Consider the following 15341-nt stretch of genomic DNA (forward strand, 5'->3'; position numbering starts at 1 on the left):
CATTTCTATCGACTGACATGGCCTCTTCGCGAGCAAGCCCGCTCCCACATCTATGGTTCCCCCTTTTCTGCAATACTGTTTTTGATGATGTGTTTGGCTTGCTTTCATCTATCCGGCGTCTGAGTGGAGGTTGGTCCATTCGCGCCTTGATGAGAATCGATGCCCGGCGATCCTAATTACTTGGACGGCCTTTCAGCCGTGTGGGAGCTCAGGGTTTTCGTCAGGCCGGTTGGCCGTTCACGTCATCTGTTATCCAGCATCGCAAACCAGGTGGGTGGTGCTCGGGTGACAGCGGGGTCAGGCGTTCATCGCGCCTGGCCCCGCATCGAATTCGGTGTGGTGTGCTGCAATCGCCCAGGCGATTCTCGCCAGTTTGTTGGCCAGTGCGCAGACCACATGATTGGAGTGATGGTTGTCCCATAGCCGTCGGACCCAGTCCGCCAGCGCTCCTTTCTGTCGATCCAACTGCATCAGATAGACGCGGGCACACTGGATCAGCAGACGTCTCTGGTTTCGGTCACCCCGCTTGCTGATGCCTAAAAGTACGGTTTTTCCGCCCGTGGAGTGTTGTTTGGGCACTAGCCCGATCGAGGCCGAATAGCCTCGGCCGCACTTGAACTGTTTGCCATCGCCCAACTCGGCAGCCAGGACGCTGGAGGTGATCGGGCCGACACACGGCATCGTCATCAAGCGAACAGCCAGATCATCTTCAGCGGCTTGGCACTCCACTTCCTTATCCAAAGCCTTGACCTGCTCGTGCAAGTAATTGAAGTGCTCACGCAGCCTGGTCAGTAGTTTTTTGATGGAATCGGGAAGTGGATGCGCTTCAAGCAGCGCTGGAAGATCTTTGATGGACTTGAAGCCTGGGGCCAAGCTGATTCCGACTTCCAGGAGGGCTGCGTGAATCCGATTGACGGTAGCAGTACGTTCTTTGATGAACGAATCACGTGTCGAGTTGAGCATGGCCAGCGCCTGCTGAGCCTGATTCTTGGGCGGCACAAAGCGCATTGTTGGACGAGTTGCAGCCTCGCAGATCGCTTCGGCATCAGCGAAGTCGTTCTTGTTGCTTTTCACATACGGACGCACGAGATGCGGAGCAATGAGTTTGGGTATATGCCCCAGTCTTGAGACTTCCTGCGCCATGAAGTGGGCTCCGCCGCAAGCTTCCATCGCAACGGTGCAGGGTTCGAGATTGGCCAGATGCTGGATGAGCGCCGCCCGATTAAACTTTTTGCGGTAAAGCTCATGACCACGATCATCTTGTGCATGCAGATGAAAGCTGTGTTTTCCCAGATCGATGGCGACAATAGCTACTTTGTTCATGGCAACGGTCTCCGATGAGCCCCCTGTGAAAGCTTAGTGGGCGATCACAGGGGGCGGCGGGGGGAGCCATTTCATTATTTGGTTCTGTGTTTATTCGCCGGTCGCAACGCCCCGCGCCGGTTCATTGATCCACTCACTCCACGACCCGGCATACAACGACGCCAACGGATAACCCGCCAGGCACAACGCAAACAGGTTGTGGCAGGCCGTCACGCCGGAACCGCAATACGCCACCAATTCCGTCGGCGAGCGATCACCGAGTTTCGCGGCAAAGCGCTGCTTGAGCTGATCGGCCGGCAGGAAACGCCCGTCGCTGCCCAGATTGTCAGTGAACGCCGCGCATTGCGCGCCGGGGATGTGCCCGGCAATCGGGTCGATCGGCTCCACTTCGCCTTTGAAGCGCGGCAAGCCGCGGGCGTCGAGCAGGGTCAGCGCAGGATGGCCGAGACGTTGCTGAAGTTGATCGGCACTAAGCAACAATGAAGCATCCGGCGTACCGCTGAAGGTTCCACGCAAAACCGAAGGCGCATCGAGACTCAATGGCAGACCGGCCGCGTGCCAGGCTTTGAGCCCGCCATCGAGGATGAACACGCCGTCACGCTTGCCCAGCCAGGCCAGTAACCACCAGGCCCGAGCCGCGTAGGCACCGGGACCGTCGTCGTACAGAACCACTTCGCTGTCAGGGCTGATGCCCCAGGCTTGCAGGCGTTCGATCAAATCTTCGGGTTCAGGCAGCGGATGGCGCCCGGTGACGCCTTTGATGACCGTCCCGCTGAGATCACGCTCCAGATCGGCAAAGCTCGACCCGGCGATATGCCCTTCGGCATAACTGCGCTGACCGTAGTCAGGGTCTTCGAGGGCAAAACGACAATCCAGAATCACCAGCCCCGGCTGCTCCTTCTTCAGGTCCAACGCTTGCGGGCTGATCAGTTGCGCAATGGGCATAACGGGCTCCTGTGATTAACTCGGTATTTGATCCTGCGGCCCTTCTTCCAGGGCTTGGGCCAGCGGCACGTAAAACTCTTCGAACAGGGCATTCACCTCTTCGCGAGACTGATCGGTGACAAACCCGGCTTCCAGCACCAACACCTGATACACCCCACGCTTGATCGCTTGCTCGCTCAAGTGGTTGGAGTTTTCCCGCGTGGTGCACAAAAAACGCACCCAGGACGTAAGAATGATCCAGGCATTGATGGTCAGGGATTCGATCTGCACCCGGTCCATGTTCAGGATGCCAGCCTCGACGAACCCTTTGTAAATGGCCGTGCCCTGAATCACGCAGCGCTGGGAAAAGCGCCGGTAACGGGCGGCCAGGTCCGGATCGCTTTCGAGCAGGTGTTCGAGGTCACGGTGCAAAAACCGGTAGCGCCACATCGCCGCCAGCAGCTCCTTGAGGTAGTAACGCTTGTCCTCAACCGTAGCGGCGCGGCCTTGGGGCGGGCGCAGGAAGCTGTCCACAAGGCTTTCGTACTCACTGAACAACACGGCGATGATCGCCTGCTTGTTGGGGAAGTGGTAGTACAGGTTGCCCGGGGAAATTTCCATATGGGCAGCAATGTGGTTGGTGCTGATGCTGCGCTCGCCCTGCTGATTGAACAGCTCCAGGCTGTTCTGCACGATGCGCTCGCTGGTTTTGATCCGTGGGGCCATGGCTTGAGCTTTAATTCAGAGTGCGGTGACGGGCATCTTACGACCTATCCGGGAGTGGATAAAACAAAGCTGCGCCAGGATGTCATTTGACTTTCTAGAGCATAGACTCTAAAAAGTTCCTCATTACAATAAATCCGGAGCCGACCATGAGTGCCGACATCGCCTACCTGCAGAACCTACAGCAGCCTTTGGACGAACTCCAAACACTGTTTGATGCGCAACGGGCCGCTTACGCCGCCAACCCGATGCCGCCCGCCGCCCAACGCCAGCAATGGCTCAAGGCTTTGCGGGATCTGCTGAGCGATGAACGTCAGGCCTTGATCGACGCCATCAGCCAGGATTTCAGCCACCGCAGCGCCGATGAAACCCTGCTCGCCGAGCTGATGCCGAGCCTGCACGGCATTCATTACGCCAGCCAACACCTCAAGGGCTGGATGAAACCGTCGCGGCGCAAGGTCGGCATCGCTTTTCAACCCGCTTCAGCCAAAGTCGTTTATCAGCCGCTCGGCGTTGTCGGTGTGATCGTGCCGTGGAACTACCCGCTGTATCTGGCCATCGGCCCTCTGGTGGGTGCGTTGTCGGCGGGTAATCGGGTGATGCTCAAACTCAGCGAGTCCACGCCGGCTACGGGTTTACTGCTCAAGGAGTTGCTCGGCCGGGTGTTTCCACAAGACCTGGTCTGCGTGGTGCTGGGCGAGGCTGATATCGGTGTCGCGTTCTCCCGACTGCGTTTTGATCACTTGCTGTTTACCGGCGCCACCAGCATCGGCAAACACGTCATGCGCGCAGCGGCCGAGAACCTGACCCCGGTGACACTCGAACTGGGTGGCAAGTCCCCGGCCATCGTCTCTCGCGACGTGCCACTCAAGGACGCTGCCGAACGCATCGCTTTCGGTAAAACCCTCAACGCAGGGCAAACCTGCGTGGCGCCGGACTACGTGCTGGTGCCCGAGGATCGTGTCGGATCTTTCGTCGAAGCCTATCGCCAAGCGGTTCGCGGGTTTTATCCGACCCTGGTCGACAACCCGGATTACACCGCCATCATCAATGACCGACAGCTGGCGCGGCTTAACGGCTACCTCAGCGACGCCACCAGCAAGGGCGCGCTGTTGATTCCGCTGTTCGACCAGGGCCAGGGCCGACGCATGGGCCACAGCCTGTTACTCAATGTCAGCGACGACATGACGGTAATGCAGGACGAAATCTTCGGCCCGGTGCTGCCTATCGTGCCGTACACCGACCTGAATCAGGCATTTGCCTACATCAATCAACGGCCTCGTCCGCTGGCGCTGTACTACTTCGGCTACGACAAGCGCGAGCAGAATCGCGTGCTTCACGAAACCCATTCCGGCGGCGTGTGCCTGAACGACACGCTGCTGCACGTCGCCCAGGACGACATGCCGTTCGGTGGCATCGGCGCCTCGGGCATGGGCCATTACCACGGTCACGAAGGTTTCCTGACCTTCAGCAAGGCCAAGGGTGTGCTGATCAAACAGCGGTTCAACGCGGCGAAGTTGATTTATCCGCCGTATGGCAAAGCTATTCAGAAACTGATTCAGAAGCTGTTTATCCGCTAATAACCCTCACCGCCGGGTAATAACAATAATGAGCCCAAGCCTGTCCGATACACCCGCGCTGTCACGGCGCGGCCTGCTGAAATTCAGCCTGGGCGCCAGCGCCTTTCTCGCCACCGCCGGGCTGGGGGCCAGCCTCAGTGGTTGCTCGTCGAGCATTCCGGCCAGCGGTTTTGCGATTTTGCGCAGCGGCGACCTGTTGTTTTTGCGAGCGCTGATCCCGGTGATGCTCGACGGCGCAGTGGCCTCAGTGAACATGCCGACGGCGGTCGACGGCACCCTGAAAAACCTGGATAGCGGCCTCAATCACCTGTCACCGGAAATGCTCAAACTGACTCAACAGCTGTTCGATGTGCTCGGGATGGCCGTGACTCGTGGACCGCTGACCGGGATCTGGGGCAGTTGGGAAAACGCCAGTGGCGATGAGATCCGGCATTTCCTTGATCGTTGGCAGAACAGTTCGTTGAGCCTGTTGCGCATGGGGCATAGCTCGTTGCTACAACTGGTGATGATGGCGTGGTACAGCCGGAAGGAGTCCTGGGCGCATTGCGGGTATCCGGGGCCACCGACCGTTTGAGACCGAGGCGACCCCTTCGCGGGCAAGCCTCGCTCCCACAGGGTTTGTGGCGGAGCGCCCATTTGTAAACGACTCAAACCCTGTGGGAGCGTGGCTTGCCCGCGAAGGCGCCAGCCGCCTCACGACTGAATCCAAAATAAAAAGAGAATTCTGAACATGCCCGTACCCGATCCGTTCCGCGAAGGCCTGGCCCGTGGCTGGAAAACCTACAACGGCGCGCAATTGACCCAGGACCTGACCCTGGAAGCCGACGTGGCAATCATCGGCAGCGGTGCCGGTGGAGGCACCACCGCCGAAATCCTCAGCGCCGCTGGCTACAAGGTGTTGCTGATCGAAGAAGGCCCGCTCAAGACCAGCAGCGACTTCAAGATGCTCGAAGACCAGGCCTACGCCAGCCTCTATCAGGAAGGCATCGGTCGCATGAGCAAGGATGGCGCGATCACCATCTTGCAAGGCCGGGCGGTGGGCGGCACCACGCTGATCAACTGGACCTCAAGCTTCCGCACGCCGGACCCGACCCTCGAACACTGGGCCAAGGAGCACAACGTCAAAGGCCACAGCCCGACCGAGATGGCGCCGTGGTTCGAAAAATGGAACAACGCCTGGGCGTCGCGCCGTGGATGATTCCGCCCAACGCCAACAACGACGTGATCCGCAAAGGCTGCGAGCAACTCGGCTATAGCTGGCACGTGATCCCGCGCAATGTGCGCGGCTGCTGGAACCTCGGCTACTGCGGCATGGGCTGCCCGACCAACGCCAAGCAATCAATGATGGTGACGACCATTCCGGCGACCCTGGAAAAGGGCGGCGAACTGCTCTACCTGGCCCGTGCCGAGAAGCTGTCGATCAAGGATGGCAAGGTCACCGGCCTCAATTGCGTGGCCATGGACGATCGCTGCGTCGCACCGACCGGACGCACCATCACGGTCAAGGCCCGGCACTACGTGCTGGCCGGCGGCGGGATCAACAGCCCGGCGTTGCTGTTGCGTTCCGACGCACCCGACCCGCACAAACGGCTGGGCACCCGGACGTTCCTGCATTTGGTGAACATGTCCGCCGGGCTGTTCGACGAGGTGATCAACCCGTTCTACGGTGCGCCGCAGTCGATCTATTCCGACCATTTCCAATGGCAGGACGGCACCACCGGCAAAATGTCCTACAAGCTCGAAGTACCGCCGCTGCAACCGGCCTTGGCCGCGACTCTGCTGGGCGGCTTTGGCAAAGAAAACTCACAACACATGGAAAACCTGCCCCACACCCACGCCATGCTGGCGTTGCTGCGCGACGGCTTCCACCCGGACAGTCCCGGGGGCAGCGTCGAGTTGCGCGGCGATGGCACGCCGGTCCTCGACTACCAGGTTTCACCCTACGCCTGGGACGGCTTGCGCCGTGCGTTCCATAGCATGGCCGAGATCCAGTTCGCCGGTGGCGCCAAAGCGGTGATGCCGATGCACGCCGATGCGCGCTACGTGAAAACCCTCGCCGAGGCCCGATCCTTGATCGATGGCCTGAGCCTTGAGCTGTACCGCACACGCCTGGGCAGTGCTCACGTGATGGGCGGTTGTGCGATGGGCGAAGACCCGAAAAACGCGGTGACCGACAGCCTTGGCCGCCATCATCAGATCAGCAATCTGTCTATCCACGACGGATCGCTATTCCCCACCAGCATTGGCGCAAACCCACAATTGTCGGTCTACGGGCTGACGGCGCAACTGGCGACTTCCCTGGCCGAACGCCTGAAAAACCCATGAAAAACCGGAATTCTCCTATCGTCTATAGTGCTTTCTTACCCAACAGGCGACTTTCCCGACCGGGAAGGCTGCGATACCATCCGACTCCCCAACGGACTCCCGCCAGGACGACGCGATGAACCGAGTGTTGTACCCAGGTACCTTCGACCCTATTACCAAGGGCCATGGCGATCTGGTCGAACGCGCCTCGCGCCTGTTCGATCATGTGATCATCGCTGTCGCCGCCAGCCCGAAGAAAAACCCGTTGTTTCCCCTGGAACAGCGTGTGGAGCTGGCCCGCGAGGTCACTAAACATCTGCCCAACGTTGAAGTCGTCGGCTTCTCGACGCTGCTGGCGCACTTCGCCAAAGAGAAGAACGCCAACGTGTTCCTGCGCGGTTTGCGCGCAGTGTCGGACTTCGAATACGAATTCCAGCTGGCCAACATGAACCGCCAACTGGCGCCGGATGTGGAAAGCCTGTTTCTTACGCCTTCCGAGCGTTATTCGTACATTTCCTCGACGCTGGTTCGTGAAATCGCTGCCTTGGGCGGCGATATCACCAAGTTTGTCCACCCAGCGGTGGCGGACGCCCTCACCGAACGCTTCAAGAAGTAGGAGCTGCCGAAGGCTGCGATCTTTTGCCCTTGATCGCGCCCGCGTGCACTGCGGACGCCAATGCGGCACAATTGCGCGCATTGGTTTATTGCGCCCGGGCCTGCCGCCCTGGCTGGAGTTAGCATGTCCCTGATCATCACCGACGATTGCATCAATTGCGACGTTTGCGAACCCGAGTGCCCGAACGCCGCCATCTCCCAAGGCGAAGAGATCTACGTGATCGACCCTAACCTGTGCACGCAGTGTGTCGGCCACTACGACGAGCCTCAGTGCCAACAAGTCTGCCCGGTAGATTGCATTCCGCTGGATGAAGCGCATCCAGAGACTGAAGAGCAGTTGATGGCGAAATACCGGATCATTACCGGTAAGGCGTGAGCCAGATGTTTCTGTGGCGTCTTTGCGGTCCTCTTCGCGAGCTAGCCCGCTCCCACATGGGATCTGCTGTGCTCAGACCCACTGATTAACAACACAGATCAACTGTGGGAGCGGGCTTGCTCGCGAAGGCGTCATCAGCCATACCGAAGATGTCACCGAGACTTCACTCGCGCTCCTCAAACCCATCCCCGGTACACCCCAGGCACCGCACAAACGCGGCTTTCGCCGGATCAACCACCAGCGCCTGCCCCGCATCGCCAACACCGCCACCCAACGCGGTAAACGGCAACGACACCACAAACACACCCGCACCGATCACTGTCGCCACCACCAATAAAGGTCGGGCAATCAGCAAGTCGCCGATCATGGCGTAGGCCGGTGGGTTCTGGATGGCGTAACGCGGATCGCCGCTGCCGCCGCTGCTCTCAGCCGCCAGCGCCGGCAGACCGGCACTCAGCAGCAAAACAACGACAAAGGTTCGAAACGAATTCATGGCACGGTCCTTCGGCTAGGCAGTGAGAACACTGACTATAGACCGTAGGACGTATCAGCTCTGACAGCGTGGGCAAAAGACACTGGCGCGCTGCCCGAGGCGCACGTCCCGCAGCTCTGTGCCGCAGACTTTGCAGGGCTCACTGCCACGACCGTAGACGAACAGTTCCTGCTGGAAGTAGCCCGGCTGGCCGTCGCCGCCGATAAAATCGCGCAACGTAGTGCCGCCCCGCTCGATGGCATGGGCGAGGATGCGTTTGATCTCGATTGCCAGTTTCAGGTATCGCGCCCGGGAAATGCTCTTCGCTTCACGGCGCGGGTCGATGCCGGCAGCGAACAACGCTTCTGTCGCATAGATATTGCCGACACCCACCACCACCGCGTTGTCCATGATGAACGGCTTGACCGCCATGGAGCGCCCGCGAGACTTCTGGAACAAGCGCTCGCCATCGAACAGGTCGGTCAACGGCTCCGGCCCCAGGCGAATCAGCAATTCGTGATTGAGCGGGTCCAGGCTCCAGAGCATCGCGCCAAACCGGCGTGGGTCGGTGTAACGCAGGGCTAGGCCAGACTCGAGTTCAATATCCACATGCTCATGCTTGGCCGCCGGGGTGCCGACCTCGACCAGACGCAAATTCCCCGACATCCCCAAATGGCTGATCAGGGTGCCGACCTCGGCATTGATCAACAGGTATTTGGCGCGCCGCTCCACCAACACAATGCGCTGGCCAGACAGCCGCACATCCAGGTCTTCGGGAATTGGCCAGCGCAGACGCCGGTCGCGCACGATCACCCGGCTGACGCGCTGGCCTTCCAGGTGCGGGGCGATGCCCCGGCGGGTGGTTTCGACTTCTGGCAGTTCAGGCATGGTGCTCTCGAATCAGACGCTTTGATCAGGAAAAACCGGCCCCTCAGTGATGAGTGCCGAGGTCACGGATCGTTTGCTTGAGGGTTTCGAAATCGTAATCCGAGAGACCGACATAATCGAGCACCAAAGGCCCGACGCTGTTCCACTCGTGGTCCTCGGACTGGTTACCCAGCACCCGATAGGACGCGCAAATGTGTTCGGCCATTTTCAGGATCGACAGCAGGTTTTTCAGCTGGCTGTTGCGCGAGGATTCATCACTGAAGATCGCCAGCGCATTGTGGTGATTGGCGATGGCGGCGGTGATGTGTTCCGGCAAGCGCCAGGACTTGGCGGTGTAATAACCGACCACGGCGTGGTTGGTGTTGAACACCCGGTTCTCGGTGTCCACTACCCGGCATTCGACACTCGCGTTGGCGTAGGCCTCTTCCAGGGTTTTCATGTAGTCGGGGAAACGCTTGAGCATCAACGGCACGCCGCAGTCATGGAACAAGCCCAGCGCATAAGCCTCGTCGCCGGCCTGGGAGCCGATGCGCTTGGCCAGCGTCAGGCATGTCATCGCCACATCCTGAGCGGTGTCCCAGAACCGGTTCAGGGTCACGATGGTGTCGTCGTTCATCTCACCCTTGATCGACTGCGCGTTGATCAGGTTGATGATCGAACGGCTGCCCAGCAAATTCACTGCACGCTGGATCGAAGCGATCTTGTTACTCAAGCCGTAGTAAGGCGAGTTGACGATTTTCAGCAGTGCCCCGGAGAGGCCTGGGTCCTGGGCAATCAGTTTCGCGATCACTTCCAGGTCCGGATCGGGCATGTACTGTTCCATCTGCAGATCCACCATGATCTGCGGCTGGGCCGGCACGCTGATGCCTTGCAGGGACTGTTGAATCTGTTCGGAACTCAGCTCTTGGGACATAAGTACACACTCTGGGACAGGCGGGGATTCTAACCTTTAAAAAGTTGGATCCGACACATTGGCCGGCAGATCGCCGAAAATTTCATCTATTGCCCAGTCATTCCTGGGCTGATGTGCAAGCGTCTGTGGCGAGGGAGATTGCTCCCGCTGGACGGCGACGCCGGCCCAAAATCAACGACTGCTCCGCAGCCGAACGGGGGCAAGCCCCTCACCACAGGAAGCTCCCGCGCCACAGGTCTATCTGCCAAGCCGGGGCCTTGCACAACACGCTATACTCCCGCTCTTTTTCCGGAGCGACGTCATGTCCCTGCCTAGCCTGCGCCTCAAAGCCAACGCCGACCGTCGCCTGCGGAACGGCCACTTGTGGGTCTATAGCAACGAAATCGATGTAGCGGCGACCCCTTTGCACGGTTTCAAGGCCGGTGACCAGGCGACTACGGCCTCGAAGCCGCCGGCGGCAAGCCGCTGGGCATCGTCGCCATGAGCCCGAACAACCTGATCTGCGCACGCCTGCTGTCGCGCGACATCAAGTTGCCATTGGACAAATCGCTGCTGGTGCATCGCCTGAACGTCGCCCTGTCCCTGCGCGATCGCCTGTTCGACAAGCCGTTCTATCGCCTGGTCTACGGTGATTCGGACCTGTTGCCAGGCCTGGTCGTCGACCGTTTCGGCGACATCCTGGTGGTCCAGATCGCTTCGGCGACCATGGAAGCTCATAAAGAAGACGTGATCGCAGCGCTGACCCAAGTGCTCAAGCCGAGCGGCATTCTGTTCAAGAACGACTCCGCGGCCCGTGACGCCGAAGGCCTCAACCGCTACGTCGAAACCGTATTCGGCCTGGTGCCGGAATGGGTTGCGCTGGAAGAGAATGGCGTGAAGTTCGAGGCGCCTGTCATTCAAGGCCAGAAAACCGGCTGGTTCTACGACCACCGCATGAACCGCGCACGCCTGGCGCCGTATGCCAAAGGTAAGCGCGTGCTCGACCTGTACAGCTACATCGGCGGCTGGGGCGTGCAAGCCGCCGCGTTCGGCGCCAGTGAAGTGTTCTGCGTCGACTCCTCAGCCTTCGCCCTCGACGGCGTCGAGCGCAACGCCGCGCTGAACGGCGTCGCCGAGAAAATGACCTGCGTCGAAGGCGATGTGTTTGAAGCCCTGAAAGAGCTCAAAGCCAGCGAAGAACGATTCGACGTGATCGTCGCCGACCCGCCGGCCTTCATCAAACGCAAGAAAGACATGAAGAACGGTGAAGGCGCCTACCGTCGCCTGAACGAGCAAGCCATGCGCCTGCTCAGCAAGGACGGCATCCTGATCAGCGCTTCGTGCTCGATGCACCTGCCGGAAGACGATCTGCAGAACATCCTGCTGACCAGCGCCCGTCACCTGGACCGCAACATCCAAATGCTGGAACGTGGCGGTCAGGGCCCGGATCACCCGGTTCACCCGGCCATCGCCGAAACCCGCTACATCAAGAGCATCACCTGCCGTCTGCTGCCAAACAGCTGATTACGCGGGTTTGACGGGGAGCCAACAGGCTCCCCGCTTGCTTTATCCCCCTGAAATTTTTCTATTTCTTACACTTGTCGTCCTACTGACGTGCAGGAAGTTTCCCTGCATCTTTTATTCTAAAGAATAAGACTACAAGCCTTTTCAAGTTCAAAGATAGCTCCCACAAAATTTCTGGAAGTTTCCTACCGATATTCCCCTTGATAAGAACTCATTACAAACTATGATTGAGTTGTCACCACGAGGTGGCACTCACTATCACTTACATGGAGTTAAAAACATGAAAGCAATTACTCTGGAAACCAACAAAATCGCTAACCTGGCTTTTCTGGTCGCCCCTAAAGCCCGTTAAGTAAGCGAGACGCTGGGGAGTGCCGGCTACCCAGCGTTTTCCATGGCTCAGCCCAGAGTGAAACGCCCATCATGCATATAAACCCTGATTTATTCATATTGCCCCGTACACCCGGCCAAATAGTCTGGGACTACAGGCAACACAAGCAATTTGAACTCAGCCTGGAATATTCAACCCGACTCGCACAACTTATCGACAACCCTGAAGCATTCGATAACAACAACACAATAGACATTCAATTCCTGAACACCGGAATACTGACAACTGCAAAACAAGACACTACCGAATGGGGCTGGGATGAACTATCAAAGATATTTCATATCGGCACCAAGAATATACCTTGCGAACATGTCCCACAGAATATCCATGAATGGTCGAGACACTATCTGGACCATTGCAATGAAGTATTGGCCGCCAGCACACCGGGTTCCGAACTCACGCACCGCCCGGCCAGCGAACTGATTACCCTGCCTGCCCCCTCGGGACTGCCGGTCGATAGCCTGGCCAATGCCCTGGTCAGCCGTAAGACCTGCCGTTCTTTCACCGGCGAAGCCATGTCCCTCGGCGACATCAGTACCTTGCTTTACTTGTCCCTCGGGTACCTTAAAGAGCGCGAAGACGCTATCGATGAAACGGTCGCCGAAGGCCTGGGTGCCCGGCGCAGCAGCCCTTCGGGTGGCGGGTTGAATGCCTGCGAAGGTTTTCTTCATGTGCAAAACGTCGATGGCCTGGAGCCCGGGGTCTACGCCTACCATCCGGCCGATCATGCGCTGAGCTTCGTCAATACACTTCCAGGCTCGCCTCTTGGACAGCTCCTGTGTGGGCAACACTTCATCAACAACCTGCCCGCCGGCCTGTTCATCAGCGCGCGCTTCGACAAGTTGTGGTGGAAGTATCAACACTCCCGGGCCTACCGGATGGCTTACGTAGAGGCGGGTCATATTTCCCAGACCTTCCAACTGGTGGCCACTGCACTGGGTTTGAGCACCTGGCTTACCGGGGCGCTGACTGATGATCAGGTCGAAAAGCTGCTGGGGCTCGAAGACAGCGCAGAGCAACCGTTGTTTTTTGTCGGCTGCGGCCAGAGCGACGGGCAAGTGATGTGCAAGGAGCTGAAAGCGCTGCTGGACAATCAAGGCCCGCTGCAATGACCAGTGCCTCTCCTTTCCCCGATTCCAGGGCCCAGCGCTTCACCTTGGGTGAATGGAATACCCGAGCTTCGGTGCGCGTCAGTGAGCACACCTATGCATTGCCGGCTGACCTGGAACATCAACTGCAAACACGCTACTGGTTTCCCCCGGCGTTTCTGCCTTACCTCAATCACCCGAGCATCGAGGCGGCGGGCCAATCAACGCTCCATCGCTTATCGGCCAACCATCTGGTGTATTTCCTCGACTACACCACCCTGCTCGAACATCGCATCGTCAACCGCGCGGTAGAAACCATCGTTCATGGCGAACTGGATCTCAACATCCCGCAACGGATGAAAACGGCGGCGTTGCAGCTCTATACCGACGAAGGTTTCCACGCATTGTTCTCCAATAGCCTTGCCGAGCAGATTGCCCGTTTTTACGGCATCACCCAGCGTCCAGTGATGCCCCAGCGGATCACCCGGCTGAACGCTCTGCTCGCCCAAACCCCGGACCGGCACAGCGCACTGGCCTGGTTCCTGGTCGGCTTTGTGTCGGAGACGATTATCGCCAGGGAACTGCTCGATGTTTGCCGCGAGTCGCTGGTGACCAGCGTTCAGGAGATGCTCAGGGATCACCTCACGGACGAGGCGCGCCACAGTCGCTATTTTTCAGAGGTGTTCCACTACCTGTGGCTGACCCTGACCAGCAGTCAGCGCACGTTCGCCGCCAGACTGTTGGTGGACATCATCCAGGTGTTCTTTGAAGTCGATGAGCGATGGCTGAAGGAAAGCCTGCACAGCGCGGGCCTGAGCGCAGCCTGCATTGCAGACATCCTTGGCGGATTGACAGGCATTCAGGCGGTCGTCCAGCGTGCGCGTTCAGGCGCTGGCGCTACGCTCCAGGCATTGCGCAACGCAGGGTTCTTCGACCTGCGCAGCAACCAGCTACTTTTCACACAGGCAGGACTTCTCGATGGATGAAGGAAAATCTGCGGTCAGTCTCAAAAAACGTCGTGCCGCGGTCATCCTGTTGATGACCATGGTGCTGCTCGGGGTCTTTCCGCTGGACGTTTTGTTGCCCTCTTTTCCAGCACTGGCCGAACACTTTCAGACCACCTCGGCCGACATTGCGTTTTCAATCAGCCTGTTCGCCGTCGGCATCGCCCTGTCTCAACTGCTGATCGGGCCGCTGTCGGACACCATCGGACGCAAGGGGCTGCTGCTGGCCGGGATGCTGGTCTCGATCATCGGCGCGGCAGGTTGCCTGCTTTCCACCGAGTACTCCTGGTTCCTGCTGTTCCGGGTGATACAGGCTATCGGTTGCGGTTGTTTCGTACTCACTCAAGCCTTGGTTCAAGATCTGTTCGAAGGCAAGGAGCGAGATCGCTTGAGGATTCTCATGGTGACTGCCAGCGGGATCTTCATTTCCATTTCGCCACTGGCCGGGACGCTGCTGCAACAAGCCCTGGACTGGCCCGGAAGCTTTGTGGCCTTCATCGCCCTGGCCAGTGCCGTGTTTCTGAAAGCCTGCTTCCTCCTTGAAAACCAGCGCCCGACCCATGTCATGCGCCAGGGCATTGTCCAGTCATACCGTTTGGTCTATCGCGATGCGGGGTTTCTTGGGTATTGGTTGATCGCCGCGATTGCCTTTGCCTGCCATTTTTCTTTCATCGTCATTTCGCCACTGATCTTCATGGACCAGTTGCAGCTTTCGCCGTACGAGTTTTCGCTGACGCTGTTGCTCTATGGCCTTGCGTACATCATCGGCGGCATCGTCGCCCGACTCCTCGGCGGCCGAATAGCACCCAATACGCAGATCCTCACGGGCCTGGGCCTGATCCTCTTTTCGGGCCTGGTGATGCTCATGCTTTCAACGTTGCTGGGGCTGTCGACCTTCACCGTCCTGATCCCGATGATCATCTGCACCGCCGGCACCACCATCGCCCGCCCGATCGCCACCTCCAAAGCCATGGAGGTATTTCCGGACAAGGCAGGTACATCTGCGGCGGCCGGGAACACCCTGATATTCATATTCGGCGGATTGATCAGCGCCTTGATCAACCTGAGTGCCACCGACCTGCAGTCGACCCTGGCACTGAGTTTTCTGCTTCTCAGCGCCACCGGTATAGGCCTCAATGCGCTGATTACCCGACGCCATCGGGTACTGACCGCCGGGTGAACGTTGCCGGTCGTCATCCCACATGTTGCGTTAGCGCTGGATCAACACTTTCCGGCA

13 protein-coding genes and 2 pseudogenes are annotated in these 15341 nt (G+C 58.9%); 9 read left to right on the plus strand and 6 right to left on the minus strand.

Features of this window, described 5'->3' with window-relative positions:
• Nucleotides 1-297: 297 nt before the first annotated feature.
• The 3 genes from RHM58_RS06315 to RHM58_RS06325 all read right to left on the minus strand — a co-directional run bounded on the left by RHM58_RS06315 (nt 298) and on the right by RHM58_RS06325 (nt 2973).
• On the minus strand, nt 298-1323 hold the full coding sequence (locus RHM58_RS06315) for an IS110 family transposase (RefSeq protein WP_322269892.1): 1026 nt from the start codon (nt 1321-1323) through the stop codon (nt 298-300).
• 90 nt (nt 1324-1413) lie between these two features.
• Complete coding sequence (locus tag RHM58_RS06320) at nt 1414-2268, minus strand: sulfurtransferase (protein ID WP_201198586.1); 855 nt, start codon at nt 2266-2268, stop codon at nt 1414-1416.
• Nucleotides 2269-2283: 15 nt separating this feature from the next.
• Nucleotides 2284-2973 (minus strand): TetR/AcrR family transcriptional regulator, encoded by a 690-nt coding sequence (locus tag RHM58_RS06325; protein WP_201198588.1) that lies wholly within the window; start codon nt 2971-2973, stop codon nt 2284-2286.
• A 146-nt stretch (nt 2974-3119) separates the two neighbouring features.
• Between RHM58_RS06325 and RHM58_RS06330 the strand changes: the two genes are divergently transcribed.
• The 5 genes and pseudogenes from RHM58_RS06330 to RHM58_RS06350 all read left to right on the plus strand — a co-directional run bounded on the left by RHM58_RS06330 (nt 3120) and on the right by RHM58_RS06350 (nt 7845).
• The gene (locus tag RHM58_RS06330; RefSeq protein ID WP_201198589.1) at nt 3120-4550 is read left to right on the plus strand and encodes a coniferyl aldehyde dehydrogenase; all 1431 of its coding nucleotides are present in this window, start codon (nt 3120-3122) and stop codon (nt 4548-4550) included.
• A 28-nt stretch (nt 4551-4578) separates the two neighbouring features.
• Nucleotides 4579-5124: a twin-arginine translocation pathway signal protein gene (locus RHM58_RS06335; protein ID WP_201198590.1), complete on the plus strand. Its 546-nt coding sequence runs from the start codon at nt 4579-4581 to the stop codon at nt 5122-5124.
• 156 nt (nt 5125-5280) lie between these two features.
• Nucleotides 5281-6875 (plus strand): annotated as a pseudogene (locus RHM58_RS06340) (GMC family oxidoreductase N-terminal domain-containing protein).
• A 115-nt stretch (nt 6876-6990) separates the two neighbouring features.
• On the plus strand, nt 6991-7470 hold the full coding sequence (gene coaD / locus RHM58_RS06345; protein WP_201198592.1) for a pantetheine-phosphate adenylyltransferase: 480 nt from the start codon (nt 6991-6993) through the stop codon (nt 7468-7470).
• 123 nt (nt 7471-7593) lie between these two features.
• Entirely contained in the window at nt 7594-7845 is a 252-nt protein-coding gene (locus tag RHM58_RS06350; RefSeq protein WP_010466792.1) for a YfhL family 4Fe-4S dicluster ferredoxin, read from the plus strand.
• A 163-nt stretch (nt 7846-8008) separates the two neighbouring features.
• Here the strand turns inward: RHM58_RS06350 and RHM58_RS06355 are convergent, their stop codons facing one another.
• The 3 genes from RHM58_RS06355 to RHM58_RS06365 are packed head-to-tail and all read right to left on the minus strand — an operon-like array spanning nt 8009 to nt 10064.
• Nucleotides 8009-8338: a multidrug transporter gene (locus RHM58_RS06355; protein WP_201198593.1), complete on the minus strand. Its 330-nt coding sequence runs from the start codon at nt 8336-8338 to the stop codon at nt 8009-8011.
• Nucleotides 8339-8392: 54 nt separating this feature from the next.
• Nucleotides 8393-9205 (minus strand): bifunctional DNA-formamidopyrimidine glycosylase/DNA-(apurinic or apyrimidinic site) lyase, encoded by an 813-nt coding sequence (gene mutM, locus RHM58_RS06360; protein ID WP_201198594.1) that lies wholly within the window; start codon nt 9203-9205, stop codon nt 8393-8395.
• Nucleotides 9206-9248: 43 nt separating this feature from the next.
• A complete protein-coding gene (locus tag RHM58_RS06365; protein WP_322270816.1) occupies nt 9249-10064 on the minus strand; it encodes an HDOD domain-containing protein in 816 nt (271 codons plus the stop codon).
• Nucleotides 10065-10419: 355 nt separating this feature from the next.
• On the opposite strand from RHM58_RS06365, the pseudogene RHM58_RS06370 reads away from it, so the two are divergent.
• The 4 genes and pseudogenes from RHM58_RS06370 (at nt 10420) to RHM58_RS06385 (ending at nt 15284) form a co-directional block, all read left to right on the plus strand.
• Nucleotides 10420-11621 (plus strand): annotated as a pseudogene (locus tag RHM58_RS06370) (class I SAM-dependent rRNA methyltransferase).
• Nucleotides 11622-12044: 423 nt separating this feature from the next.
• Complete coding sequence (locus RHM58_RS06375) at nt 12045-13124, plus strand: SagB family peptide dehydrogenase (protein WP_201257183.1); 1080 nt, start codon at nt 12045-12047, stop codon at nt 13122-13124.
• A complete protein-coding gene (locus RHM58_RS06380) occupies nt 13121-14086 on the plus strand; it encodes a diiron oxygenase (protein ID WP_322269895.1) in 966 nt (321 codons plus the stop codon). The genes RHM58_RS06375 and RHM58_RS06380 overlap by 4 nt, the downstream gene beginning before the upstream one ends.
• The gene (locus RHM58_RS06385; protein WP_322269896.1) at nt 14079-15284 is read left to right on the plus strand and encodes an MFS transporter; all 1206 of its coding nucleotides are present in this window, start codon (nt 14079-14081) and stop codon (nt 15282-15284) included. Before RHM58_RS06380 ends, RHM58_RS06385 begins: the two co-directional genes overlap by 8 nt.
• Nucleotides 15285-15341 lie beyond the last annotated feature (57 nt).

Origin of the sequence: Pseudomonas sp. 10S4 (assembly GCF_034344865.1) — a bacterium.
Lineage (GTDB): Bacteria > Pseudomonadota > Gammaproteobacteria > Pseudomonadales > Pseudomonadaceae > Aquipseudomonas.

Excerpts from the sequence above, each read along its gene's own strand:
- RHM58_RS06325 (WP_201198588.1), bottom strand. The coding sequence starts at position 2,973 with ATGGCCCCACGGATCAAAACCAGCGAGCGCATCGTGCAGAACAGCCTG.
- RHM58_RS06330 (WP_201198589.1), top strand. The coding sequence starts at position 3,120 with ATGAGTGCCGACATCGCCTACCTGCAGAACCTACAGCAGCCTTTGGAC.
- RHM58_RS06375 (WP_201257183.1), top strand. The coding sequence starts at position 12,045 with ATGCATATAAACCCTGATTTATTCATATTGCCCCGTACACCCGGCCAA.
- coaD (WP_201198592.1), top strand. The coding sequence starts at position 6,991 with ATGAACCGAGTGTTGTACCCAGGTACCTTCGACCCTATTACCAAGGGC.
- mutM (WP_201198594.1), bottom strand. The coding sequence starts at position 9,205 with ATGCCTGAACTGCCAGAAGTCGAAACCACCCGCCGGGGCATCGCCCCG.
- RHM58_RS06380 (WP_322269895.1), top strand. The coding sequence starts at position 13,121 with ATGACCAGTGCCTCTCCTTTCCCCGATTCCAGGGCCCAGCGCTTCACC.
- RHM58_RS06315 (WP_322269892.1), bottom strand. The coding sequence starts at position 1,323 with ATGAACAAAGTAGCTATTGTCGCCATCGATCTGGGAAAACACAGCTTT.
- RHM58_RS06320 (WP_201198586.1), bottom strand. The coding sequence starts at position 2,268 with ATGCCCATTGCGCAACTGATCAGCCCGCAAGCGTTGGACCTGAAGAAG.
- RHM58_RS06385 (WP_322269896.1), top strand. The coding sequence starts at position 14,079 with ATGGATGAAGGAAAATCTGCGGTCAGTCTCAAAAAACGTCGTGCCGCG.
- RHM58_RS06335 (WP_201198590.1), top strand. The coding sequence starts at position 4,579 with ATGAGCCCAAGCCTGTCCGATACACCCGCGCTGTCACGGCGCGGCCTG.
- RHM58_RS06355 (WP_201198593.1), bottom strand. The coding sequence starts at position 8,338 with ATGAATTCGTTTCGAACCTTTGTCGTTGTTTTGCTGCTGAGTGCCGGT.
- RHM58_RS06350 (WP_010466792.1), top strand. The coding sequence starts at position 7,594 with ATGTCCCTGATCATCACCGACGATTGCATCAATTGCGACGTTTGCGAA.